Consider the following 24,119-nt stretch of genomic DNA (forward strand, 5'->3'; position numbering starts at 1 on the left):
GGGCCCATGGCCGGGTTCCTCGCGGACGTCACCGTCGTGGTGCACTTCGCGGCGTTGCTCTACATCGGCCTCGGCGGGTTCCTGGCGTGGCGCTGGCCGAAGTCGATCTTCGTGCACGTGTTCTTCGCGTTGTGGGGGGTCGCGGTCAACGTGCTGCCCATCCCGTGCCCGTTGACGACGCTGGAGGACCACTTCCGGGCCGAGCAGGGCCTGGGGCCGCTGCCGGGCGGGTTCAACGAGTACTACATCTACGACGACCTGATTCCCCGGTCGCTGCTGCCGGTCGTCGCGGTCGGGGCCGTCGTGCTGCTCGTCGTGTCCTATGTCGGCGTCTACCGGCGGTGGTCGGCGGAGCGGGTCGGCACGGCGTGAGCGAGACCGCCGGGCCCACCGAGTGGGAGTTCGCCGAACCCGTCGGGGTCGGGCCGTGGGAGGGCGAATGGCCCACCGACGAACGGTACGACCCGGAACTGTTGGCCGGCGGTGACCGGCGCAACGTCGTCGACGCCTACCGGTACTGGCGGCGGTCGGCCGTCGTGGCCGACCTGGACCTGCGGCGGCACGACTTCCATGTGGCCATCGAGAACCTGCGCCACGACCACAACATCGGGACCGTGGTGCGCACGGCCAACGCGTTCGCGGCGCGGGCGGTGCACATCGTGGGCCGTCGGCGGTGGAACCGCCGGGGCGCCATGGTGACCGACCGGTACCAGCACGTCGAGCACCACGCCGACGTCGGGTCGCTGGTGGCGTTCGCCGCCGCGGAGTCGTTGGTGGTGGTGGGGGTGGACAACCTGCCTGGTTCGCTGCCGGTCGAGGCGACGTCGTTGCCCCGGCGGTGCGTTCTGCTGTTCGGGCAGGAGGGGTCCGGGTTGAGTCCCGAGGCGCGGGGGGCGGCTGATCTGGTCGTCTCCATCGCACAGTTCGGGTCCACCCGGTCCATCAACGCCGGGGTCGCGGCCGGGATCGTGATGCATGCCTGGGTTCGGGAGCATGCCGATCCCGCTTCGTCCTGGTGAGGTCGTGCCCTAGGGGATGGCCGCGGTGGTGGCCGGTGCGGGGGCGGTGGCCGGTGTCGTTGCCGCTGCCACGTCCACCGGGATGCCGTTGAGGACGGCGGTGCCGGTGAGGGCGTCCAGGTCCGTGTCGTCGGTGAGGATGTTGGAGTTGACGCCGGGGTGGGCCCGGGCGACCTGTCCTCGGGTGCCGGTCACGTCGTGACCCCAGCCGTGGGGGATGCTGACCACGCCGGGGCGGACGGTGTCGGTGATCTCCACCGGGATGGTGATCGTGCCCGTTCGGGAGCTGATGTGCGCGCTCGCGCCGTCCTCCAGGCCCAGGCGGGCGGCGTCGGTGGGGTGTAGTTGGGCCGTGCAGCGGTTGGTGCCGCGAACGAGGCCGGCGACGTTGTGCATCCACGAGTTGTTCGACGCCAGCTGGCGGCGGCCGATCAGGATCAGGTGATCGGGGTTCGTGTTCTCCAACGCGGCGAGCAGGCGGGGGACGTCGGCGACGATGTCCTTGGCCGCCAGTTCGATGGTGCCGCTGGGGGTGGCGAGGATGTCGGGAAGCCGGGGGCGCAGGGGCCCGAGGTCGACGCCGTGGGGGGCGGCTTCCAGGTCCGCCAGGGTCAGGTCGTAGGGGCCGGCGCGCAGCAGTTGGTCGATCAGGCGTTCCGGGCCGGTCCTGTCGGTCACCGGATCCACACCGGCACGTTTCGCGGCCTCGGCCGCGACGAGGTCGTCGAGGGCTTCGAGGTTGGGGGTGGGGCCCTGGCCGGTGACGATCGCGGTGAGGCGTAACAGGGTCCGCCATTCCTGGGGGACCGTGGTGGGCAGGGCGGCCGGGGTCCAGTTCGCCACGTTGCGCACGGCCAGTTGGTAGAGGGCCACGTCGTAGTGCGGGCGCTCCAGCAGGGTGGGGCCGGGGAGGATCACGTTGGCGTGCCTGGTGGTCTCGTTCAGGTACACGTCCAGCGAGACCATGAAGTCCAACTGGCCCAACGCCTCCGACAGCCTCGCGGCGTTGGGGGTGCTCAGGCACGGGTTGCCGGCCACCGTCACCAGGGCGCGGACCTGTCCCTCGCCGGGAGTGAGGATCTCGTCGGCGAGGGTCGCCACCGGGAGCTCGCCCAGCACCTCGGGGAGGCCTCGGACCCGGCTGTGCCAGCGGCCCGAACGCCACGGGCGACGCGGGCCGGGACGCGCGTTGGCCTGGCCGGCGGCCGCCAGCGGGAACATCGCGCCGCCGGGGCGGTCCAGGTTGCCGGTCAGGACGTTCAGCACGTCCACCAGCCAGCTCGCCACCGTGCCGAAGGACTGGGTGGTGGTGCCCATGCGGCCGTAGACGGCGGCGCTGCCGGCGGCCGCCAGATCGCGGGCCAGCCTGGTGATCGTCGACGCGGACAGGCCGGTGGCGGGCGCCACGGCCTCGGGGGTGAACGGGCGGGCCAGGACCTCGACCTCGTCCAGGCCGGACAGGTGGGGGGTCAGGGCGCCCGGGGCGCACAGGTTCTCCGTGAACAACACGTTGACCATGGCGAACAGCAGCAGGGCGTCCGTGCCGGGACGGATGGCGTGGTGTTCGTCGGCCTGTTCGGCGGTGCGGGAGCGTTTCGGGTCGACCACCACCAGCCGCCCGCCCCGGGCGCGCAGAGCCCGCAGCCGGCCCCGAGCATCGGGGGCGGTCATCAGGCTTCCGTTGGACACCAACGGGTTCGCGCCCAACACGAGCAGGTACTCGGTGCGGTCAAGGTCGGGGACGGGGATCGACATCGGGTGGCCGAACAGGTAACCCGACGAGAAGTGTTTGGGCAGCTGGTCGACGGTGCCGGCGGTGTAGAAGTTCTTCGTGCCCAACGCCTTGTAGAACGCGGGGCCGTACAGGGCGGTCGCCGTGTTGTGCACCGACGGGTTGCCGGCGTAGACGGCGACGGCGTCGCGGCCGTGCTCGGCCATCAGGCGCGGCAGGTGGCGGTCGATCTCGGCGAACGCCTCGTCCCAGGACACCTCCTCGAAGCGGCCGTTCCGCTTGACCAGCGGCGCGCGCAAGCGGTCCGGGTCCTGGTGCAGGGCGCCGACGGACGCGCCCTTGGGGCAGATGAACCCCCGGGAGAACACGTCCAGCTCGTCGCCGCGTACCCGGGTCACCCGGTCCCCGTCGACGGTCACCGTGAGGCCGCAGGTGGCCTCACACAACGGACAGGTCACGGCTACGGTGCGCATACCCCCAACTGTTACACAACACACCGACATCACCCGCTCGACGGACACATCGGTACCGATACAGCCCGGACTATGGACAGGTGAGCCAACGAGCCGGCTACACCGACTCCGCCTCGGCCCCGCCGTCCCTGTGGGCCGCGCGGGCCGCGGTCGCGGAACGGGCCGTGCTCACCCGCCACCTGCGGCGCGTCTGGGCACTGCCCGGCACCCGGCTGGGCGTGAGCGGCTGGCCGGCCAACGCCCGGCAGAAGGCCCACACCCACTGGAACTACTGGTGGCAGGCCCACCTGCTCGACTGCCTGGTCGACGCCCAGCACCGCCAGCCCCACCCCGGCCGGGCCACCACGATGAACCGGCTCGCACGGGGCATCCGGCTGCGCAACTTCGGGGCCTGGACCAACTCCTACTACGACGACGTCGCCTGGCTCGGTCTGGCGCTGCTGCGGCTGCACGACTGCGAGGGCGTCACCGTCGCCACCCCGCTGACCAGGATCACCGCCCAGCTGCGCGCCGGCTGGACCGACCACGCCGGCGGCGGGATCTGGTGGCGCCGCGACGACGACTTCAAGAACGTGCCGGCCAACGGACCGGCCGCCATCCTGTTCGCCCGCTGGGCCGAGGACGGCGGTGAGCGCGCCGACCGGCAACGCGCCCGCTCACTGACGGCCTGGATGGAGGAACTGCTGGTCGACCCGGCCACCGGCCTGCTCTGGGACGGCCTGCACGTCAACCCCGACGGGTCCATCCGGGACGTCGTGCGCACCGTCTACACCTACTGCCAGGGCGTGTTCCTCGGCGCGTGCGTCGAACTGGACGACGGCCCCGGCGTGTGGCGCACCCGCGCCGAACGCACCATCCGCGCCGTGGCCGCCCACCTCACCGACCACGACGTCATCCGGGGCAGGGGCGGCGGCGACGGCGGGCTGTTCGCCGGCATCCTCACCCGCTACCTCGCCCTGGCCGCGGTCCGGTTCGGCGACACCCCGGCCGGGGCGGCGGCCGGGCGGATCGTGCTCGCCTCCGCCGAGGCCGCGTGGCGCAACCGGGCCCTGGCCAGAGGCGGGCCGCTGTTCGGGCCCGAGTGGTCCCAGCCGGCGCAGGAGCCCCGCTCACCCCGCCACCGCCGCGCCGAGCGTGACCTGTCGGTGCAGCTGTCCGGCTGGATGGCGGTCGAGGCGGCCGCCGTCGTCGAACGCCACCAGGCTCAGTAGCCGCCCGACACGGGCAGCACGGCGCCGGTGACGAACGACGCCGCCGGCGACAACAGCCACAGCACGGCCTCGGCGATCTCCCCTGGCTGGCCGGCGCGGCCCATCGGGATCAGCGGCGAGAGCCGGTCGGGGCGCTCGGGCATCCCCGCCGAGGCGTGCAGGTCGGTGTGCACCAGGCCGGGGGCCACGGCGTTCACCCGCACGGCCTCGGTCGCGACCTCCTTGGCCAGGCCCAGCGCCATGGTTTCCACCGCCGCCTTGCTGGCCGCGTACGGCACCCACTCGCCAGGTGAGCCCCGGTGCGCGGCCGTCGAGGACACCATCACGATCGCGCCGCCGGCGCCGCCGTGGCGGGTCGAGAGCCGGCGCACCGCCTCGCGCGCGCAGAGGAACACGCCGGTCACGTTCACGTCCAGCACCCGGCGCACCACCTCCGGGTCGTGCTCGTCGAGCCGGCCGGGGGTGTTGCCGGTGATGCCGGCGTTGGCGACCAGGCCGGTCAGCGTGCCGAGGTCGTCGGCCGCGGCGAACAGGCGGGCCACGTCGCCGGCGTCGGCGACGTCCCCGGCGAGCGCGGTCGCCCGGACCCCGGCCGTCTCGGCGTCGGCCACCACCGACGCGGCGGCGGCGGCGTCCGAGGCGTAGTTGACGACCAGGTCGTAGCCGGCGCGCGCCGCCAGGCCGCACACGGCCGCGCCGATCCCCCGGCTACCGCCGGTGACCACCAGGACGCCCGCGCTCACCCGGTCAGACCTCGCGGGCCCAGAGGACCAGCTGGATGCCGTCGGGGTCACGCAGCGCGATGACCTCGGTGCCCGGCGCCGACTGTTCCTCGCTGATCGGCGAGAACGTCACGCCGTGCTCGGTGAGCCGGTCGGTCCACTCCCGCAGACAGGTGTTGTTGGGGACGCTGAAGGACAGGTGGTCCAGGCCGGGGCGGCGCTCGTCGAACAGCGCGCGTCCGGCGTCCGGGTGCTGGACCAGGGTCAGCGTGATGCCGAAACCCGGGCCCCGTAAGTACACCTTGCGCCGGCCGGTCTCCTCGTCGTCGTCGCGGCCGATGCTCTCGAAGCCGAGCACCCGCTCGTACCACGGCTCGCTGCGGTCGACGTCGGTCACGGTGAGCGCGACATGGTGTACGCCGGTCAACGTGGGCATCAGAGTCCTTCCGGGCCCGTTCGGACGAGGGCCGACTCCGCCATACTGCCCGAGCCTGGTGACGATTCCACGGCCGTTACTGGATCTTTTGCAGGCCGAGACCCGACGCTCAGTCACCGAGGTTGGCGCGCGCCGGCTCCGTCTCGACCGGACGGTGCATCTCCTGCCGGTAGCGCAGCACACCCCACAGGGTGCCGACCACGAAGAACGCGATGCTGCCCCACAGCGCGACCGCCTTGAGCCACGGCAGGCCGTCGATGACACCGGCCGCGTAGTAGCCGACGAGCACCAGCGTCGGCACCCAGGCCAGGCCGCCGATCGAGGTGGCCAGCAGGAAGCGGCGGCGGTCCATGCTCGCCGCGCCGGCGATCAGCGGCGCCAGCGTCCGGATCCACGGGATCCAGCGGGCCAGCACGATCGCCAGGAAGCCGCGCCGGTCGAGGAACTCGCGCGCCCGCTCCAGGTTCTCGTGGTTGAGCACCCGCCCGCCCCGGCGGGCGATCAGCGCGTTACCGGTCTTGTGCCCCACGTAGTAGCCGACCAGGTTGCCCACGACCGCGGTGACCGTCGCGGCGATCGACAGCAGCCACGCGCTCGCCTCGTGGTCGTGCTGGGCCAGCACCACCCCGGCGGCGAACAGCAGCGAGTCACCGGGCAGGAACAGCCCGACGATGAACGCGCACTCGGTGAACACGAACCCGAGCACGATGACCCACACCATCACCGGTCCCGCCGAGGCGAGGACGCCGGAGGACAGCGCGCTCACGTCGGCGAAATCGATGGACACGACCTGTAGGTTAGTTCCTCCACCGGCGGGTTCGGGGAGAACCGGTCCCGATCGCGAGGTATGCCCACGTTCCGCGCGGGCCCGGAGTGGGGCGGATCACGCCGCCTCGGGCAGCGCCCGCCCGCCCCTGGCGTACTCGCCGACGTACCGGATCGCCGCCCGCCCCTCCGGCAGCACCGGGTAGAACGCCGGGAACACGTGCACCTGCCCCGGCCACACCTGCAACTCGCACTCGCCGCCGGCGGCGCGGATCCCGGCCGCGAGCCGCTCGGAGTCGCCGAGCAGGCACTCGGTGTCGCCGACCTGGATCAGCACCGGCGGCCAGCGGCGCTTGGGCGCGGCCAGCACGTCCAGTCGGCGGTGGCTGGTCGGGTGCGTCCCGGCGTAGCTGCGCCCGCATTCCTTGGCCCGCGCCGGCGGCACGAACGGGTCCCGCCGGGCGGCGTCCCGGTCGTCGACCTCGGCGCAGGCCAGGTCGAGGAACGGGGAGAACAGCACGGCCGCGGCCGGCATCGGCAGCCGCCGGCGGGTCAGGTCGGCGAGCAGACCGGCGGTCAGGTGCCCGCCGGCCGAGTCGCCCATCACCACGATCTCCTCCGGCGCGTGCCCGGCCGCCAGCAGCCAGCGGTAGGCGGCCAGCGCGTCGTCGGCGGCGGCCGGGAACGGGTGCTCGGGCGGGCGCCGGTAGTCGGCCAGCAGCGCCGGGCGGCCGGTGGCCGCCGACAGCGCCGCGACGAAGTGCCGGTGGGTGCGCCGCGAGCCGAACGCGAACCCGCCGCCGTGCAGGTAGAGCAGCACGCCCGCGCTCCGGTCGGCGTCCCGGCCGGTGATCATCAGGCCGGGTTGGCCGTCGGTGGCGGCGACCGTGGTGCCGCGCGGCAGGGGGGTGAGCCCGACGGTGTCGAACGCCTCACGGACCACGCGCAGCGCCGGGCCGCGGGTGATGGGCAGCCGCTCGCCCAGCGGACGCAGGCCGGTCATCAGCAGCTGGGCCAGTGCCCGGCTCGCCACGCTCGGCGTGGCCGGCACCGGGTTGCGCGGACGCGCCGAGCTGGGCGAACGCGTCATCGCGCACCACCTCCCGGCTCTGACGGTAAATGATGAGTGGCCCCGCTGGAGGCTCGATAACTCGACACCAACATCTCGGTTGCGCAACTCGGGTGTCGTACGGTTGGGACGTGAACGCCTCCGTGCTGCAGACCCTGACCGACCTGCTCGGCAAGGACGGGTTACTGGTCGATCCGGACGTGACCGGCAGCTACCGCCGCGACATGATGCCGCTGGCGCCCCACGGCTCCCCGCTGGCCGTCGCGCTGCCCCGCGACGCCGCCCAGGTCGCGGCCGTGGTGAAGGCGTGCGCGGCGGCGAAGGTGCCGATCGTGCCGCGCGGCGCCGGCAGCGGCCTGTCCGGCGCGGCCAACGCCATCGACGGCTGCGTCGTGCTGGTCACCACCCGGCTGAACGAGATCGTCGAGGTCGACCCGGACAACCGGCTGGCGGTCGTCCAGCCGGGCGTGGTGAACCTGGACCTGCGCGGCGCGGTGGAGAAGCACGGGCTGTTCTACCCACCGGACCCGTCCAGCTACGACTGGTGCACGATCGGCGGCAACCTGTCCACCAACGCGGGCGGGCTGTGCTGCGTCAAGTACGGCGTCACCACCGACTCGGTGCTGGGCCTGGAGGTCGTGCTGGCCGACGGCGAGGTGCTGCGCACCGGCCGCCGCACGGTCAAGGGCGTCGCCGGCTACGACCTGACGAAGCTGTTCGTCGGCAGCGAGGGCACCCTCGGCGTGATCACCCAGGCGACGCTGGCGCTGCGGCCGCTGCCGCAGGCCCCCGGCACGCTGGTCGCCGCGTTCTCCTCGGTCGCCGCCGCCGGGGCTGCGGTCAGCCGGGTGGTGCGCGAGGGCATCGTGCCGTCGCTGATGGAGATCATGGACGCCACCTCGATCGAGGCCGTCGAGGCGCACCTGAAGACCGAGCTCGGCGCGGGCAAGGGCTGCGCGGCGCTGCTGCTGTGCCAGTCCGACTCGGGTGGCGAGCAGGCCAGGCGGGAGCTGGGCGCGATCGAGCAGGTCTGCCAGGACAGCGGCGCCGACCTGGTGCACTCCACGTTCGACCTCGCCGAGGGCCAGATGCTGCTCGCCGCGCGGCGGGCGGTGCTGATGGCGTTGGAGGAGTACGGCACCTGGATGACCGACGACGTGTGCGTGCCGCGCACCAGGATCGCCGACCTGATCTCGGGCTGCGAGCGGATCAGCGCCGAGACCGGCCTGCGGGTCGCGGTCGTCGGGCACGCCGGCGACGGCAACATGCACCCGACGATCATCTACGACCCCACCTCGGAGCGGGAGTTCGCGCTGGCCACGCGGGCGTTCAACGACATCCTGGCGGTCGGCCTGTCGCTGGGCGGCACGGTCACCGGCGAGCACGGCATCGGCAAGATCAAGCGCGAGTGGCTGGAGCGCGAGATCGGCCCGGTCGGCCTGCGCACGCACCGCGCCATCAAGGCCGCGCTCGACCCGGAGAACCTGTTCAACCCCGGGTCGATGTTCTCGATGACCTGAGTGTCAGAACCGCTTGAACTCGGTGGTCTTCTCGGCCGAGGACTCGACCGGGATCTCGGTGGTCACCTCGCTGGTGACCTCGACCGGGGCACCGTTGGCGGCCAGCCGCTTCTTCTCCCGGCGCGACTTGAGCACCTCGATCACGATCGGGATGATCGAGATCAGCACGATGAGGACCAGCATCGCGTCGATGTTCTCGTGCACGAACGAGACCTGGCCCAGGGCCGCGCCCAGCAGGGTCACCCCGGTCGCCCACAGCACGCCGCCGATGGCCGAGTAGGTGAAGAACTTCTTCGGGTCCATCCGGCCGACACCGGCGATCGCGGTGATGAACGTGCGCACGATCGGCACGAAGCGGGCCAGGATGATCGCCCGGGCGCCGTACTTCTCGAAGAACTCGTGGGTCTTGTCCACGTACTCCTTCTTGAAGAGCTTGGAGTCCTCCTTGCTGAACAGCGCCGGTCCCGCCTTGGCGCCGATCCAGTACCCGCAGACGTTGCCGACGAACGCACACACGGTGAGCAGCACGCACACCAGCCACAGGTCGACGTCGATCACCCCCGAGGCGGCGAACAGGCCGGCGGTGAACAGCAGCGAGTCACCGGGCAGGAAGAACCCGATCAGCAACCCGCACTCGGCGAAGATGATCAGGCACAGCCCGGGGAGCAGGAACGGGCCGAGCCCCCGCAGGATGGTCTCGGGATCCAGCCACGAGGGCAGGAACGACATCGCGTTGGCGGTGGCGGCGGCAATCGTCACGCCCCACAAGGTACCGAAAAACCAAGAAAGCGTTATAAAAGGGTCACGAGCCCGACGACCGCACCGGCCGCCAGCCCCAGCAACAGGGCCAACAGCAGGATCCAGCCGACCGCGATCCTCGCCTCGGGCTCGATCCGGTTGGTCAGCTCGCTGGCCGCCGGATCACGCACCGTCGGGTCCGGCGGGTCCGGCGGGCGCGGCGGCATCGCCAGCCCCGACCCGGACAGCAGGCCGTAGCCGCCGAGCACCGGATCGGTGCCCTCGGCGGGTTGCGCGGCCGGCAGCGGCGTGCGGGCCGCGTGCGCGCGCAGCGCCTCGGCCACCAGCCGCTCCGGATCGTCGGTCACGCCCGCGACGTTATACCCACTCACCCCGGTGCAGGACGGCACGCGGGTGCAGCGTCTCGTCGAGCAACACCAGGTCGGCGGCCAGACCCGGGGCGATCCGCCCGGTCACCCCGCCGAGCCCGAGCAGCTCCGCCGGCCGGGTCGAGGCGGCCGTGACGGCCTCCAGCACACCGAGGCCGCAGTGCGTCACGAGGTTGCGGAACGCGGCGTCCATGGTGAGCGTGCTGCCCGCCAGCGAGTCGCCGCCGGCCAGCGTCGGCACCCCGTCGGTGACGGTGACCTCCAGGCCGCCGATCTCGTAGGTGCCGTCCCCCGCGCCCGCCGCCGAGATGGCGTCGGTGATCAACACGGTCCGGCCGGCGCCGGCGTGCCGGGCGGCCAGCCGCACGACCGTGGGATGCAGGTGGACCAGGTCGCAGATCAGCTCGACGGTGACCCGCTCGTCGTCGAGCAGGGTGCCGATCGGGCCGGGTTCGCGGTGGTGCAGCGGGCGCATGCCGTTGAACAGGTGGGTCGCCACGCTCGCCCCCGCGTCGACGGCCGGCACGACGTCCTCGGCGAGCGCGTCGGTGTGCCCGACGGCCGCGATCACCCCGGCGTCGACCAACCGTTTGACGGCCGGCACGGCACCCTCCAGCTCGGGGGCGATGGTGACCATGCGGATGGCGCCGGCGCCAGCGGCGAGCAGCGCGTCCACGGAGGCGGCGTCCGGGGGGCGGAGCACGGTCGGCTCGTGGGCGCCGCAGCGGGCGGAGGACAGGAACGGGCCCTCGAGGTGGATGCCGGTGAGCAGACCGTCGGTCACCAGGTCGCGCAGGGCGGCGACCTGCTCGACGAGTTCGGGGATCGGGCGGGAGACCAGGCTGGCCAGGGTGGTGGTGGTGCCGTGACGGCGGTGGGTCAGCACGGCGTGGCGGACGTCGTCGGGGTTCGTGCTGGTGAAGGCGGTGCCGCCGCCGCCGTGGCAGTGCAGGTCGACGAAGCCGGGCACGACCCACTGGCCGTGGGCGTCGGTGACCTGTTCGGCCGGTGGTGGTTGTCCGGTGCCGACGGCGGTGATCGCGCCGTCGTTCACCAGAACCCAACCGGGGTCGAGTACGCCGCCGGGCGTCGCCACCCTGCCCCCGGTGATGAGCCGTCCAGCCATCGCCACACCCCTTGAACCCGCCGCTGATGAAGCTATTGGTCTATACCATAGCGGTTGCCGATTCCCTGGTGGTGATTCACAAGGTATCAACCAAATATGGCGAAGTCTAACCGTTACGTTTCGTGTGTCTGGTATGGACGGTCTGGGGTCACGGGGTGATCCGGGCAGGGCTCGACGGCAGGACCGCGCCCTGCCCGTCCCGCCGGTGACCGCCTGGCTAGACCTGGCCGGGGCTGGCCATGATGCGCTGGAGGGCGTCGAGAGCCCGGCTGGCGGTGGACTTGACCGTGCCCTTCGAAATACCCGCCGCCTCGGCGATCTCGGCCTCGGACAGGTCGCCGTAGTAGCGCAGGACCAGCACTTCTCGTTGACGCGGAGGCAGCTGCGACAGCGCGCGCACCACCGACTGGTGCTCGGCCGTCAGCATGGCCAGGCTCTCCGCCGAGCGTGCGTTCACCTGGTGCGGCGGGGTGTACTCCCGGGCGGTCTTGCGCCGCCGCAGGACGCTGCGGGAGCCGTTGACCACCGCCGTGCGCAGGTAGCCCAAGGCCGCCGCCGCGTCGCGGAGATTGCCCCAGTTGCGGTGCAGGCCGGTGAACGCCTCCTGCACCACGTCCTCGGCCGTGGCCGGTTCGTCGACCAGCAACAGCGCCAGGCGCACCAACCGCATCCGGTGGGTGCGGTAGAGGTCCTCCAGGGTCAGCGGCGCCGGTTCCCTGCCCGGCACGGCATAACTACCGGTGTCGACAGCGCGCAGGTGACCGAGCGTGCGTTCGACACGCCGCTCGGTGCTGTTCCCGAAGGCCTGACCGTCCCCTGCCACGCGTGAACCGTACCGGTGATGCGCACCGGCGGACACCACCCATGACCGACCCGGGGCAGTAGCGTGCGCACATGATCTGGTTCACCGTGGAAACCACCTACACGCAGGACCGGGACGCGCTGCACGCCGCGCGGCCGGGACACCGGGAGTACCTGAGCGGCTTGGTCGAGCAGGGCAGGGTCGCCGCCGCTGGTCCCTGGGCCGATGACTCGGCGGGGTTCGCCGTCTACCGGGTCGCCGACCGGGACGAACTCGACCGGCTGCTGGCCGAGGACCCCTACACGACCGGCGGTGTGGTCGCCGGGCGCACGGTCAACGAGTGGAAGATCGTGCTCGGGTCACTGGCCGCCCAGTAGGTCGCTCAGTAGGTTCCGCCGAGCTTGCGGTGGTCCCAGCTGACGATCCTGGTCGGCGTGCACACCAGGCCGATCCGTTTGGCCGCCTGCAACCGCACGAACTGGGTGGCGGCCGTGGCGATCTGCTCGTTGGGGTTGTAGCGCCTGGCCAACGCCGACCCGATACGGGCGACCCGCTCGCGGTCGGTGACCAGTTCCACGTCGCACTCCAGCGACACGCCGCGTAGCTGGTCGTAGGTCTCGCCGGCCTCGATGAGCACCGTGGCCTGCGGCAGGCGGCGCAGGTTGACCGCCTTCTGGGAACTGGCGTACGTCCAGGTCTCCAGGCCGGGACCGCGCGGGACGTACCACAGCGGCACCAGGTGCGGGCGCCCGCCGCGGCCCACGGTCGCCAGGTTCGCGACCCTGCCGGCAGCGACGAACGCCTCGACCTCCTCGGGCGTCATGGTGATCTGCGCGCGACGCGACATCGGCCCTCCCGTGATCGACGCGCGTGCAGGCTAGCGCGAACCGGCGCTGCGCACGGCTGCCCGCGCGCCGGGACCGACGATGCTCGACTCCTCCGCGCCGCGCGCCTCGATGTCCCTGATCGCGTCCCGGTCCGCCGCCGGCACGTACTTGCGGGCCGCCTGCTCGATCACGCGGGGGAGCAGCGCGCGGAACAGCTTCAGCACGCCCACCCACCCCGGGACGTGCACCGCGCGCGCCCGGTCGCGGACCCCGGCGCTGATCAGGTCCACGGCCACCGACAGCGGGTACTTCCGGCTGGCGAAACCCCGGTCGGCCGCGCGCACCGGGCCGAACACCGGGTGGTCCTCGACGCTGTTGACCATGTCCGTGGCGATCCAGGTCGGGTGCACCACCCCCACGTCGACCCCCAGGTGACGGACCTCGCCGCGCAGCGCGTTGCCGAACGCCTCCACGCCGGCCTTGGCCGCCGTGTACGCCGAGTTGCCGGGGATGTGCGCGATCGCCGCCGCCGAGGAGACCAGCATCGCGTAGCCCTTGCTGGCGATCAGGTGCGGCAGCGCCACCCGGACCGTGCGCCACACGCCCAACAGGTTGATGTCGATCACCCGCTCGAACGCCTTCGGGTCGATGGAGCGGGTGAAGCCCGTGGCGGCGATACCGGCGTTGGCCAGCACCACGTCGATCCGCCCGTAGCGCTCAACGGCCCCGGCGACCGCCCGCTCCAGCGCCTCCCAGCTGGTGACGTCGGCCTCCCAGTGCCCGGCGTCGGGCCCGCAGTCGGCGGCGACCCTGGCCAGCTCGTCGGCCTCCAGTCCGACGAGCGCGACCCGCGCGCCCCGCCCGGCGAGGTCCCGCGCGACCCCGGCGCCGATCCCCCGCGCCGCGCCCGTGATCAGCACAACCTGTCCGCGTACGTCCCGCCTACGGCCCATGTCGCTCGCCTCCTCGGAAGAACACCTCGGCCAAAACTTACCACGAGTAACCTACCCTGAGTAGGAGACTAACGGCCGTTGGCCGCAACCGCCCGGTCGACCAGGATCGGAAGACATGGTTGATCCCCTGCTCGACCGCAGATCCGTCCTTCGCGCCGCCACCGTCGGCACGGCCGCCACCGTGGCCGCCAGCACCGTGGCCGCCGGCACCGTGGCCGCCGGCACCGTGCTGGCCTCGGCCACACCCTCGGCCGCCTCCCCCGCCCCGGTCTTCGCCCACGGCGTCGCCTCCGGCGACCCGCTGCCCGACGCCGTGCTCCTCTGGACCAGGGTGACCCCCACCCCCGAGGCCACCCCCGGCTCCGGCCTCGGCCCGGCCGTCGAGGTGGCCTGGGAGATCGCCACCGACCCGACGTTCGGCACCCTCGCCGGCTCCGGCACGGTCACCACCGGCCCCGACCGCGACCACACCGTCAAGGTCGACGCCACCGGCCTGCACCCGGCCACCACTTACCACTACCGCTTCCGCGTCGCCGGCACGACCTCGGCGACCGGCACCACCCGCACCGCCCCCGCCACCGACGCGGCGGTGTCCCGGCTGCGCTTCGGCGTCGTGTCCTGCTCCAACTGGCAGGAAGGCCACTTCGCCGCCTACCGCTACCTCGCCGAACGCGGCGACCTCGACGCCGTCCTGCACCTGGGCGACTACCTCTACGAGTACGGCGCCGCCGCCGGCGCGGTCCGCCAGCACGACCCGGCCACCGAGATGATCACCCTCGCCGACTACCGCCGCCGCCACGCCCAGTACAAGACCGACGAACACCTGCGCCGGCTGCACGCCGCCTGCCCGTTCATCGCCACCTGGGACGATCACGAGGTCGCCAACGACGCCTGGTCCGGCGGCGCCCAGAACCACCAGCCCGACACCGAAGGCGACTACGCCACCCGCCGCGCCGCCGCCCACCAGGCGTACTTCGAGTGGATGCCGGTCCGCAACCAGGCCGACCGCCTCTACCGGCGGCTGCGCTTCGGCCTGCTCGCCGAGATCACCATGCTCGACCTGCGCAGCTACCGCTCCCAGCAGGTACCGCCGTTCGACGGCGGCACCGACGACCCCAACCGCACCCTCACCGGCGCCGAGCAACTCGCCTGGCTCCAGCAGGGCCTGGTGTCCTCCGGCGCCCAGTGGAAGCTCGTCGGCAACTCGGTGATGGTCGCGCCGGTGCTCGTCCCGCCGCTGCCCGCCGACCTGCTCGGCCCGCTGCTCGAACTGCTCGGCCTGCCCCGCGAGGGCGGCGTGGTCAACCCCGACCAGTGGGACGGCTACGCCGCCGACCGCCGCCGACTGCTCACCACCATCGCCGACAACGACGTCACCGACACCGTGTTCCTCACCGGCGACATCCACTCCGCCTGGGCGTCGGACGTACCGCGCGACGCCGGGCTGTACCCGCTGTCGCCGTCGGTGGCCACCGAGTTCGTGTGCACCTCGGTGTCCTCGGACAACATCGACGACATCGCCGGCGTGCCGCCCAGGACCGTCGGCCCGGTCGTCGAAGGGGCGCTGACCACCCTGAACCGGCACATCAAATGGGTCGAGGTCGACTCACACGGCGCGTCGGTGCTGGAGGTCACGCCCGCCGGGGCGCAGATGGACTGGTACTTCGTGGCCAACAAGGACGACGCCGCCAGCGCCGTGTCCTACGCCCGGTCCTACCGGGTCCGGGCCGGCACCCAGCGGGTCGCCAGGGTGTGGTCGCCGATCGGTGGGGAATCGGCGAGCTGACTCGTTACAGTCGCAGGTCGTAGTATCCGTGCCGACGGCCCAGTCCAGCCCCGAGGAGGACGTACCGATGCCCATCGCCACACCCGAGGTCTACGCCGAGATGCTGGACCGGGCGAAGGCGAACGAGTTCGCGTTTCCCGCCATCAACGTGACCTCGTCCGAGACGCTCAACGCCGCGCTGCGGGGCTTCGCCGAGGCCGAGAGCGACGGAATCGTCCAGGTCTCCACCGGCGGCTCCGAGTTCGCGTCCGGGACCAAGGTCAAGGACATGGTCACCGGCTCGGTCGCGCTCGCCGAGTTCGCGCACGTCGTCGCCGCCAAGTACCCGGTGAACATCGCCCTGCACACCGACCACTGCCCCAAGGACAAGCTCGACGGGTTCGTCCGCCCGCTGATCGCCCTGTCCCAGGAGCGGGTGGCCGCCGGCCAGGAACCGCTGTTCCAGTCACACATGTGGGACGGCTCGGCGATCGACCTCGACGAGAACCTCACCATCGCCGCCGAACTGCTCGACGCCGCGGCCAAGGCGAAGATCATCCTCGAGGTCGAGATCGGCGTCGTCGGCGGCGAGGAGGACGGCGTCGCCCACGAGATCAACGAGAAGCTCTACACCGCCGAGGGCGACTTCACCAGGACGGTCGACGTGCTCGGCTCCGGCGAACGCGGCCGCTACCTGCTGGCGGCGACCTTCGGCAACGTGCACGGGGTGTACAAGCCCGGCAACGTGCGGCTGCGGCCGGACGTGCTCAAGCGCGGCCAGGAGGTCGTGGCCGCCAAGCTGGGCCTGGAGGCCGGCGCCAAGCCGTTCGAGCTGGTCTTCCACGGCGGGTCGGGCTCCCTGCTGGAGGAGATCCACGAGGCGCTGTCCTACGGCGTGGTGAAGATGAACATCGACACCGACACGCAGTACGCGTTCACCCGGCCGGTCGTCGGGCACATGTTCGCCAACTACGACGGCGTGCTCAAGATCGACGGTGAGGTCGGGAACAAGAAGGTCTACGACCCCCGCAGTTACCTGAAGGCGGCCGAACAGGGCATGGCGGCGCGGGTCACCCAGGCCTGCGAACACCTGAAGTCCGCCGGCCGGATGTTGGCGGGATGAGAGGATGACGTTGCAGGAGAACCTGTTCGGCGGTCCGCCGGCCACCCAGCTGCCCGACCGACCCGAACCGCAGAACGCGCTGGAGTCGGGCACCGACCCGGCCAAGGTCGTCACCCGGTGGCCCGACTTCAGCGAAGGCTGGGCCGCGCTGGCCGAACTGGCACTGTCGGAGAACAACCCGGTGGCCGCCTACGCCTACGCGCGCACCGGCTACCACCGGGGCCTGGACCAGCTCCGGCGAGCCGGCTGGAAGGGACACGGGCCCGTTCCCTGGGCCCACCGACCCAACCGCGGCTTTCTCCGGGCGCTGGGCGCGCTGGCCCGAGCCGCCGAGGCCATCGGCGAGACCGACGAGCACGACCGGTGTCTGCAGTTCGTCACCGACTCCGACCCGGCCGCCGTCGCCGAACTCGGCTTGGCGTGATCGCTCCACTCGCACTCCGAGTTGTCCACAGGCTCGTCCGACCACAGCTTTCCCACCCACTACCCGGATAGACTGGCCTTGAGGGGTGCCCCCGGAGCGGGTGGGGGCTGTGGTGAGGGCGTTCGTGTTTGGTCGTCGGTGTTGGCGTCGAGAGGTTCTGATCCGCGTTCGGTTCAGGGTGCTTGTCGTTCGGTGAGCCCGGGCCCCGTTGTCGGGGTCCGGGCTCTCGGCTGCTGGGGCCGTTGTGTGCCGGTGGGTCAGCAGGTTGCCAGCATGTCTTCCAGGGCCGCTTGTTCCGCCTCGGTGACCGTGAGGTCGTAGGTGTACTTCACGTGGGTGTAGGCGCTGGCGTACTGGCAGTGGTTCGACTCCAGCGGGGGTTGCCACTCGTCGGGGGTTTTGTCGCCCTTGGACTGGTTGACGTTGTCGGTCACCGCCCAGAGTTGGGGGGAGGTGAGGTCGTTGGCGAACGTCTCGCGTTCGTCGGTCGTCCAGTCGGCGGCGCCGGACCGCCAGGCGGCCGCGAGCGGGACCATGTGGTCGATGTCCACGTCGGCGGGGGCGTCCCAGGTGTCGCCGTCGTAGGGGCTGGTCCAGGTTCCTGAGGTGGGCTGGCAGTCCTCGCCCACCTCGACGTCGTCGCCGTCGCGTTCGAGGACGGCTTCCCGGGTGTTGCAGGCGCCCTCGACCGTGGACCAGTGGGGGAACAGGTCCCGGTCGTAGCCGTCCATGGAGCCGGCGGGGGCCACGGTCAGGTCCGCCAGTTCCGTCGCGGCCGTGTCGGCATCGGGGATTCCCGGGGGGATGGCGTTGGCGGTGCCTCCCAGGCCGACGGCGGCGCCGGTGGCCAGCAGTAACGCGGCGCCGAAAATCCTTGCTTTCCCCGACCTGGTGAGCATGTTCGCCTCCGTGGTTCGCGAGATGCGGCGAACCGACTGTGCGCCACGCGGGTCCGGGGGCTCAATGACTCCTTGGTAGGGAACGGGAAGTCCCGACTTTCGTCGGCGGCCGAACGGATGACTCGATCACCGGCAGGCCAGCAGGTCCTCGGTGTGGCGGTACCACGTCCACCGTTTCGCCGGGCGCGGGTGCGCCACGCCGTCGCGGACGGGGGTGACCGGGGCGCCGCCGTACTGGGCGGCGCGGCCCGTCAGGGTCGTCCTTCTCCTGCGCAGCAACGACTTGGTGACGATCTCCAGGGTGAGGCCGGGGCCGCCGGCCAGGTCCGGGGCCACCGTGACGCGGTGGGCGGGGCCGCGCAGGGGGATCTCGTCGTCGCAGTAGACCGTGCCGTTGACGGCGGGCAGGACGCCTTCGCCGAGCAGGACACCGCCGGAGTCGTCGCGGATCAGCGGGGTGGGGGTGGGCGGTGCGCTGAAGGGATCCGCGGGGAGGGTCCACAGGCGGGCGACCGGGGACCTGGTCAGCGGCACGTAGGCCACCGGCAGGTCCAGGCGGGAGCGGCGCAGCAGACGCAGGACCACGGCCGCCAGGTCGGCGTCGGTGCCGTGCACCACCACCCGGTCACCGTCGAAGTCCCTCACCAGCGGGTCGACGTCCGATTTGCCGGGTGTGGCGGGGATCTCCCGAACGTCTGAGCCGCTGGCCGAGGCCAGTTTCGGCCAGTCGTCGCTGGTGAGCGCCACGCCACAACCGAGTATCAGTGCGCCCATCCACCCGCTCCTGGTCTACGCTCAGGCACCGGCGTTTCGCCCTCAGAAACGTGTCCTGCGGAACCCGGGAGAAACCACCATGCCGGCCATCGTGCTCATCGGCGCCCAGTGGGGCGACGAAGGGAAGGGTAAGGCCACCGATCTGCTCGGCGAGCGGGTGCAGTGGGTCGTGCGCTACCAGGGCGGCAACAACGCCGGCCACACCGTCGTCCTGCCCGACGGGCAGGACTTCGCCCTGCATCTCATCCCGTCCGGGATCCTCACACCGGGCGTCACCAACGTCATCGGCAACGGGGTGGTCGTCGACCCGGCGGTGCTGCTCGACGAGCTCGCCGGACTCGAGGAGCGCGGGGTCGACACCGACCGCCTGCTGATCTCCGCCGACGCGCACCTGATCATGCCGTACCACGTGGCCATCGACAAAGTCACCGAGCGGTACCTCGGCAAGGCCAAGATCGGCACCACCGGGCGCGGCATCGGGCCCGCCTACCAGGACAAGGTCTCGCGTGTCGGCGTCCGCGTGCAGGACGTGCTCGACGAGAAGATCCTGCGGCAGAAGGTCGAGGCCGCGCTCGACGTCAAGAACCAGATCCTGGTCAAGGTCTACAACCGCAAGGCGCTGGACCCCGAGCAGGTCGTCGACTCCGTGCTGGAGGCCGGCGAGCGGTTCGCCCACCGCATCGCCGACACCCGGCTGCTGCTCAACGAGGCCCTCGAACGCGGCGAGACCGTCCTGCTCGAAGGCTCGCAGGGCACCCTGCTCGACGTCGACCACGGCACCTACCCGTTCGTCACCTCGTCCAACCCGACCTCGGGCGGGGCGTGCGCCGGGTCGGGCATCGGACCCACCCGGATCACCACGGTCATCGGGATCCTCAAGGCCTACACCACCCGCGTGGGCTCCGGGCCGTTCCCGTCGGAGCTGCACGACGAGATGGGTGAGCGGCTGCGCAAGACCGGCGGCGAGGTCGGCGTCACCACCGGCCGTTCGCGGCGCACCGGCTGGTTCGACGCGGTCATCGCCCGCTACGCGGCGCGGGTCAACGGCATCACCGACTACTTCCTCACCAAGCTCGACGTGCTCTCCGGGCTGGAGAAGGTCCCGGTGTGCGTCGGCTACCGGGTCAACGGCGACATCGTGCACGAGATGCCGATGACCCAGACCGACGTGCACCACGCCGTCCCGGTCTACGAGGAGCTGCCCGGCTGGTGGGAGGACATCTCCCAGTGCCGCGACTTCGACGACCTGCCGGCCAACGCCAGGGCCTACGTCGCGCGGCTGGAGGAGCTGTCCGGGGCGCGGATCTCGGCCGTCGGCGTCGGCCCCGGCCGTGACCAGACCATCGTCCGGCACTCGCTCACCGGCTGACCCCGTGGCCTGGCCGGACATCAGGCACACCTACGACGTCGTCGCCCGCGACTACGCCGACAGCTTCGCCGACGAACTGGCCGGCAAGCCGTTCGACCGGGAGCTGCTCGACGCGTTCGCCACGTCGGTCTCCGGGGCGGCGCGCGGGCCGGTGGTGGACGTGGGCTGCGGGCCGGCCGGGCACGTCACCCGCTACCTGGCCGACCGGCTGGAGCTCACCGACGTGCGGGTCGAGGGCATCGACCTGTCGCCGGTCGTGGTCGGCGAGGCCCGGCGGCGCCACCCCGACCTGCTGTTCTGGGTCGGTGACCTGCGCGAGCTGCCGGCCGACGACGGGGCGCTGGCCGGGATCGTGTCCTTCTACTCGGTGGTGCACCTGCCGCGCGCCCAGTGGCCGGGGGCCTTCGCCGAGTTCCGGCGGGTCCTGGTGCCCGGCGGGCGGCTGCTGGTCGGCGTGCACGGCGGCGTCGGCGAGACCGGTGTCGACGGGTGGTTCGGCCGGGACGTGGCGATCCGCACGACCCTGGTCGACCTGGAGGAGCTGACGGCCTTCGCCGCCGGCGCCGGGCTCACCGTCCTGGAACGCCACCAGCGCCCGCCCTACCCCGGCGAGTACCCGTCGGTGCGGCTGTACCTGCTGGCCGAGAAACGCTGAGGGACCCCTCCGCCGAGGCGGAAGGGTCCCTCGACCACCGGGTCAGGCCGCCGGGCGGTCGTCGCGGGCGGCGACGGCGACGTCCGGGTTGTCGCTGAACAGACCGTCGATCCCGGCGGCGCGGAACGCCGCGATCTCGGCGAACAGGTCGCCGTACTCGGCCGGCACCACCGAGGAACGGAAGTCGGCCGGCAGGAACTGGTTCTCCGCGCGGAAGGTGTACGGGTGCACCGTCAGACCCGCGCGGTGCGCGTCGCGCACCAGCGCGGTCGGCTCACCCAGGAAACCGGCCGCGTCACGCGGAATGACCTGGTTCTTCTCCGGGCCGAGACCGTCGGCGTAGCCGGCGACCCAGCGCAGGCCCGACGCGGTGACCAGGTCGGCGTAGGTGCGCGGGTCGCCGTTGGCGACGAAGTCGTAGGGCGCGCCGGACGCCGAGGTCAGCTGCACCAACGGAACCCGCAGCCGCGAGGACAGCCACCGCAGGTTCGACACCTCGAACGACTGCACGAACACCTTCGCCCCCGGCCGGTTGAGGCCGTTGCGGTTCAGCGCCTCGACGACCTTGGGCTCCAGGGCCAGACCCTGACGCTGGAAGAACGTCGGGTGCTTCGTTTCCGGGTAGATCCCGATGGGACGGCCCAGCTCGCGGGACAGCCGCTTGGACAGGTCGATGACCTCCTGGAACGTGGGCACCGGGTAGCGGCCGTCGTAGAGCGTGTTGCGCTGGCGCACGTCCGGGATCCGCTCGGTCGCGCGCAGCGTGCGCAGCTCGGCGAGGGTGAAGTCCTCGGTGAACCAGCCGGTCACCGCCACCCCGTCGAGGTCCTTGGTGGTCTTGCGGCCGGCGAACTCCGGGTGCTCGGCGACGTCGGTCGTGCCGCCGATCTCCGGCTCGTGCCGGGCCACCAGCACACCGTCCTTCGTGGTCACCAGGTCCGGCTCGATGTAGTCGGCGCCCATCCGCGCGGCCAGCTCGTAGGCGGCCAGGGTGTGCTCCGGGCGGTAGCCCGACGCGCCACGGTGGCCGACGACGGTGAAGTCGTCACCACGGCTGGCGCCGGGGCCGGGGCCGGCCGGCCGGTCGGCGGTCGCCGGGGCGGCACCGACCATGGTCAGCACGGCCGCCGCGGCGACCGTCATACGCAGGAACTTCGGACTCACGGGGGGTTCCTCCTCGCTAGATGGGGCCAGCGCATGCTGGCCGACGCGGGCAAACTCCACTCGGACCACAGATGACCGCGGGGAAACCAATCTGATCACTTCTGTGTGACCGTTGCCACGGGTATGTTGCTGCTGGTGGTGATCAGCGACGCGGTCGGCGAGCACGACGAGGAACGCCCGGCGCGCCGGCTGTCGGGCCGCTGGGCGCTGTTCGTGTGGGCCGTCTCGGTCGCCGTCGCCCTGCTGGTGCTCAAGCAGGTCTTCCTGCCCTTCGCCCAGGGAAACCAGTACTACCTGGTGATCTTCCTCGGGGTGACCCTGCCGCTGGTGTTCCTCTGCTACCGGCCCCGGGGCACCTCGGCCGGCGAGGACGGCGACAACCCCGGGCCGCTGGACTGGGTGTTCGCCGGGATCGCGCTGCTGGTCGGGCTCTACCCGGTGCTGCCGCTGGCGATCGGCGACGCCGGCGGCGGGTTCGACACCTTCCTCGACCGGCAGGGCCAACTGTCCACCGCCGACATCGTGGCCGGCACGCTGCTGCTGGTCCTGGTGCTGGAAGCCACCCGGCGCACCACCGGGCTGGTGCTGCCCGTGGTGTGCCTGGTGTTCCTCGCGTTCTCCTACTACGGCGGCTACCTGCCGCAGGACTGGGACATCTCGCACGCCGGCGTCGACTTCAGCCAGATCATCAACGCCCTCTACAACGACCAGAGCGGCTTCTACGGCATCCCGCTGGACGTGGCCGCCACCTACATCGTGCTGTTCACCATCTACGGCGCGGTGCTCGCCTCCTCCGGCGCCGGCACGTTCTTCGTCGACCTGAGCTTCGCGCTGTTCCGCCGCTCGCGCACCGCGCCAGGGCGCACCGCCGCGCTGTCGGGGTTCCTGCTCGGCACCGTCTCCGGCTCCGGCACCGCCACCACCGTCAGCCTGGGCGCCATCACCTGGCCGGTGCTGCGCAAGGCCGGCTACCCGAAGGAGAACGCCGGCGGGCTGCTCGCCGCGTCCGGCATCGGCGCGATCCTCTCGCCGCCGACCCTGGGCGCGGCGGCGTTCATCATCGCCGAGTACCTGGAGGTCGACTACCTCACGGTGCTGGTCTGGGCGATCGTGCCGACCCTGCTGTACTACCTGGGCATCGCGTTCGCCGTGGAGATCGACGCCCGCCGCTTCGGCGCCCAGCGGGTCGAGGTCGACTCCCCGCCCGTCGGCACGGTCCTGCTGCGCGGCGGCTACCACTTCCTGTCGCTGGCGATCATCGTCGTGTTCCTGGCGCTGGACATCCCGCCGTTCACCGCCGTGGTCTACGCCACCGGGGTCGCCGCGCTGTTCGCGCTGGCCGCGCGGCTGCTCACCCACCGGGCCGACGGCGTGGCCGCCGGCCTGCTGACCTGGTTACGGGCACTGGCCGACTCGCTGGCCGAGGGCATCCGGGGCGCGCTGCCGGTGATCGCGGTGTGCGCCGCCGCCGGGGTGATCACCTCCACGATCACCAAGACCGGTCTCGGTCTGGAACTCGCCGCCGCCCTGGTCGACGCCGCCCAGGCCCTCGCGTCCAACCCGACGGTGGTGCTCACGCTGACCGTGGTGTTCGCGGCGGTCGCGGTCAGCGTGCTCGGGCTGGCCGTGCCGGTGACCGCGTCGTTCATCATCGCCTGGGTGGTGCTCGCGCCGGCGCTGGCCGACCTCGGTGTCGCCCCGCCCGAGGTGGCGATGTTCATCTTCTACTACGCCGTGCTCTCCGAGGTGACCCCGCCGACCGCGCTCGCCTCGGTCGCCGCCGCCGCCATCACCGGCGGCTCGGTGATGAAGACCATGTGGCAGACCTGGAAGTACACCCTGCCGGCGTTCCTGGTGCCGATCGCGTTCGTGCTCACCGACAACGGCTCGGCGCTGCTGCTGCAACGCGACGTCGGCACCGTGGCGTGGGTGGTGGCGGTCTCCGCGCTCGGAGTGGCGGCGCTGGCCGTGGTCACCGGCGGCTGGCTGTTCGGCCCGGCGCGCTGGCCCGAACGCGCGCTGTGCGCCGTGGCCGCCGCGCTGCTGCTGTACCTGCAGCCGCTGTCGGTGGCCGTCGGGATCGGCTGCGCGGTCGTCGCGGTGGTGGTGCACCTGGCCATCCGCCCGAAACAACCCGTTACCGGACAAGGGAGCGAAGCGTGAA

Annotated in this window: 25 protein-coding genes; 11 read left to right on the forward strand and 14 right to left on the reverse strand. The window is 72.0% G+C overall.

Annotation, left to right across the window (positions count from 1 at the left end; translation table 11 throughout):
• The first annotated feature begins 6 nt into the window (after positions 1-6).
• Positions 7-372, forward strand: a complete 366-nt coding sequence (locus BLA60_RS20010; protein WP_075134440.1) for a DUF2784 domain-containing protein — start codon at positions 7-9, stop codon at positions 370-372.
• A complete protein-coding gene (locus BLA60_RS20015; protein WP_075134555.1) occupies positions 369-1,019 on the forward strand; it encodes a TrmH family RNA methyltransferase in 651 nt (216 codons plus the stop codon). Before BLA60_RS20010 ends, BLA60_RS20015 begins: the two co-directional genes overlap by 4 nt.
• Positions 1,020-1,028: 9 nt before the next feature.
• Here the strand turns inward: BLA60_RS20015 and BLA60_RS20020 are convergent, their stop codons facing one another.
• Positions 1,029-3,224 carry a molybdopterin-dependent oxidoreductase gene (locus tag BLA60_RS20020; RefSeq protein WP_075134441.1) on the reverse strand — a complete coding sequence of 732 codons (2,196 nt, stop codon included), beginning with the start codon at positions 3,222-3,224 and terminating at the stop codon, positions 1,029-1,031.
• Positions 3,225-3,304: 80 nt separating this feature from the next.
• Here BLA60_RS20020 and BLA60_RS20025 point away from each other — a divergent pair, with 80 nt between their 5' ends.
• Positions 3,305-4,435 carry a glycoside hydrolase family 76 protein gene (locus BLA60_RS20025; protein ID WP_245812067.1) on the forward strand — a complete coding sequence of 377 codons (1,131 nt, stop codon included), beginning with the start codon at positions 3,305-3,307 and terminating at the stop codon, positions 4,433-4,435.
• On the opposite strand, the gene BLA60_RS20030 is transcribed toward BLA60_RS20025, so the two are convergent.
• From BLA60_RS20030 to BLA60_RS20045, 4 genes are all read right to left on the reverse strand, one after another.
• Complete coding sequence (locus tag BLA60_RS20030) at positions 4,429-5,178, reverse strand: SDR family oxidoreductase (protein ID WP_075134442.1); 750 nt, start codon at positions 5,176-5,178, stop codon at positions 4,429-4,431. The genes BLA60_RS20025 and BLA60_RS20030 overlap by 7 nt on opposite strands.
• A 4-nt stretch (positions 5,179-5,182) precedes the next feature.
• The gene (locus BLA60_RS20035; protein ID WP_075134443.1) at positions 5,183-5,593 is read right to left on the reverse strand and encodes a VOC family protein; all 411 of its coding nucleotides are present in this window, start codon (positions 5,591-5,593) and stop codon (positions 5,183-5,185) included.
• A 109-nt stretch (positions 5,594-5,702) separates the two neighbouring features.
• Entirely contained in the window at positions 5,703-6,380 is a 678-nt protein-coding gene (locus BLA60_RS20040) for a DedA family protein (protein WP_075134444.1), read from the reverse strand.
• A 96-nt stretch (positions 6,381-6,476) separates the two neighbouring features.
• Positions 6,477-7,448, reverse strand: a complete 972-nt coding sequence (locus BLA60_RS20045; protein ID WP_075134445.1) for an alpha/beta hydrolase — start codon at positions 7,446-7,448, stop codon at positions 6,477-6,479.
• 110 nt (positions 7,449-7,558) lie between these two features.
• Between BLA60_RS20045 and BLA60_RS20050 the strand changes: the two genes are divergently transcribed.
• Positions 7,559-8,947 carry an FAD-binding oxidoreductase gene (locus tag BLA60_RS20050; protein ID WP_075134557.1) on the forward strand — a complete coding sequence of 463 codons (1,389 nt, stop codon included), beginning with the start codon at positions 7,559-7,561 and terminating at the stop codon, positions 8,945-8,947.
• Between the two features lie 3 nt (positions 8,948-8,950).
• Here the strand turns inward: BLA60_RS20050 and BLA60_RS20055 are convergent, their stop codons facing one another.
• The 4 genes from BLA60_RS20055 to BLA60_RS20070 all read right to left on the reverse strand — a co-directional run bounded on the left by BLA60_RS20055 (position 8,951) and on the right by BLA60_RS20070 (position 12,023).
• A complete protein-coding gene (locus tag BLA60_RS20055) occupies positions 8,951-9,676 on the reverse strand; it encodes a DedA family protein (protein WP_075134558.1) in 726 nt (241 codons plus the stop codon).
• Positions 9,677-9,738: 62 nt separating this feature from the next.
• Positions 9,739-10,053, reverse strand: a complete 315-nt coding sequence (locus tag BLA60_RS20060) for a hypothetical protein (protein ID WP_075134446.1) — start codon at positions 10,051-10,053, stop codon at positions 9,739-9,741.
• A 10-nt stretch (positions 10,054-10,063) separates the two neighbouring features.
• The gene (gene nagA, locus BLA60_RS20065; protein ID WP_075134447.1) at positions 10,064-11,200 is read right to left on the reverse strand and encodes an N-acetylglucosamine-6-phosphate deacetylase; all 1,137 of its coding nucleotides are present in this window, start codon (positions 11,198-11,200) and stop codon (positions 10,064-10,066) included.
• 217 nt (positions 11,201-11,417) lie between these two features.
• On the reverse strand, positions 11,418-12,023 hold the full coding sequence (locus BLA60_RS20070; RefSeq protein WP_075134448.1) for a SigE family RNA polymerase sigma factor: 606 nt from the start codon (positions 12,021-12,023) through the stop codon (positions 11,418-11,420).
• A 71-nt stretch (positions 12,024-12,094) separates the two neighbouring features.
• Between BLA60_RS20070 and BLA60_RS20075 the strand changes: the two genes are divergently transcribed.
• The gene (locus BLA60_RS20075) at positions 12,095-12,379 is read left to right on the forward strand and encodes a YciI family protein (RefSeq protein WP_075134449.1); all 285 of its coding nucleotides are present in this window, start codon (positions 12,095-12,097) and stop codon (positions 12,377-12,379) included.
• 5 nt (positions 12,380-12,384) lie between these two features.
• Here the strand turns inward: BLA60_RS20075 and BLA60_RS20080 are convergent, their stop codons facing one another.
• Together BLA60_RS20080 and BLA60_RS20085 are read right to left on the reverse strand one after the other, a co-directional pair.
• Positions 12,385-12,849, reverse strand: coding sequence for a pyridoxamine 5'-phosphate oxidase family protein (locus BLA60_RS20080; protein WP_075134450.1), 465 nt, complete (start codon positions 12,847-12,849; stop codon positions 12,385-12,387).
• A gap of 30 nt (positions 12,850-12,879) precedes the next feature.
• On the reverse strand, positions 12,880-13,782 hold the full coding sequence (locus BLA60_RS20085; protein WP_075134451.1) for a short-chain dehydrogenase/reductase: 903 nt from the start codon (positions 13,780-13,782) through the stop codon (positions 12,880-12,882).
• Positions 13,783-13,897: 115 nt separating this feature from the next.
• On the opposite strand from BLA60_RS20085, the gene BLA60_RS20090 reads away from it, so the two are divergent.
• From BLA60_RS20090 to BLA60_RS20100, 3 genes are all read left to right on the forward strand, one after another.
• The gene (locus BLA60_RS20090) at positions 13,898-15,568 is read left to right on the forward strand and encodes an alkaline phosphatase D family protein (RefSeq protein ID WP_075134452.1); all 1,671 of its coding nucleotides are present in this window, start codon (positions 13,898-13,900) and stop codon (positions 15,566-15,568) included.
• Positions 15,569-15,635: 67 nt separating this feature from the next.
• A complete protein-coding gene (fbaA, locus tag BLA60_RS20095) occupies positions 15,636-16,670 on the forward strand; it encodes a class II fructose-bisphosphate aldolase (RefSeq protein WP_075134453.1) in 1,035 nt (344 codons plus the stop codon).
• A 4-nt stretch (positions 16,671-16,674) separates the two neighbouring features.
• Complete coding sequence (locus tag BLA60_RS20100) at positions 16,675-17,094, forward strand: DUF3151 domain-containing protein (protein WP_075134454.1); 420 nt, start codon at positions 16,675-16,677, stop codon at positions 17,092-17,094.
• 257 nt (positions 17,095-17,351) lie between these two features.
• On the opposite strand, the gene BLA60_RS20105 is transcribed toward BLA60_RS20100, so the two are convergent.
• Complete coding sequence (locus tag BLA60_RS20105; RefSeq protein ID WP_075134455.1) at positions 17,352-17,993, reverse strand: HNH endonuclease family protein; 642 nt, start codon at positions 17,991-17,993, stop codon at positions 17,352-17,354.
• 126 nt (positions 17,994-18,119) lie between these two features.
• Positions 18,120-18,767 (reverse strand): hypothetical protein, encoded by a 648-nt coding sequence (locus BLA60_RS20110; RefSeq protein WP_075134456.1) that lies wholly within the window; start codon positions 18,765-18,767, stop codon positions 18,120-18,122.
• Positions 18,768-18,846: 79 nt separating this feature from the next.
• On the opposite strand from BLA60_RS20110, the gene BLA60_RS20115 reads away from it, so the two are divergent.
• Positions 18,847-20,136 carry an adenylosuccinate synthase gene (locus BLA60_RS20115; RefSeq protein ID WP_075134457.1) on the forward strand — a complete coding sequence of 430 codons (1,290 nt, stop codon included), beginning with the start codon at positions 18,847-18,849 and terminating at the stop codon, positions 20,134-20,136.
• A 4-nt stretch (positions 20,137-20,140) separates the two neighbouring features.
• Positions 20,141-20,791 carry a class I SAM-dependent methyltransferase gene (locus tag BLA60_RS20120; protein WP_075134458.1) on the forward strand — a complete coding sequence of 217 codons (651 nt, stop codon included), beginning with the start codon at positions 20,141-20,143 and terminating at the stop codon, positions 20,789-20,791.
• Between the two features lie 42 nt (positions 20,792-20,833).
• Here BLA60_RS20120 and BLA60_RS20125 read toward each other — a convergent pair whose 3' ends face one another.
• Positions 20,834-21,934, reverse strand: a complete 1,101-nt coding sequence (locus BLA60_RS20125; RefSeq protein WP_211288793.1) for a glycerophosphodiester phosphodiesterase — start codon at positions 21,932-21,934, stop codon at positions 20,834-20,836.
• 144 nt (positions 21,935-22,078) lie between these two features.
• On the opposite strand from BLA60_RS20125, the gene BLA60_RS20130 reads away from it, so the two are divergent.
• Positions 22,079-24,118, forward strand: a complete 2,040-nt coding sequence (locus BLA60_RS20130; RefSeq protein ID WP_075134459.1) for a TRAP transporter permease — start codon at positions 22,079-22,081, stop codon at positions 24,116-24,118.
• The last annotated feature ends 1 nt before the right edge of the window (position 24,119 follow it).

The organism is Actinophytocola xinjiangensis (genome assembly GCF_001921215.1).
In the GTDB taxonomy this organism is placed as follows: domain Bacteria; phylum Actinomycetota; class Actinomycetes; order Mycobacteriales; family Pseudonocardiaceae; genus Actinophytocola; species Actinophytocola xinjiangensis.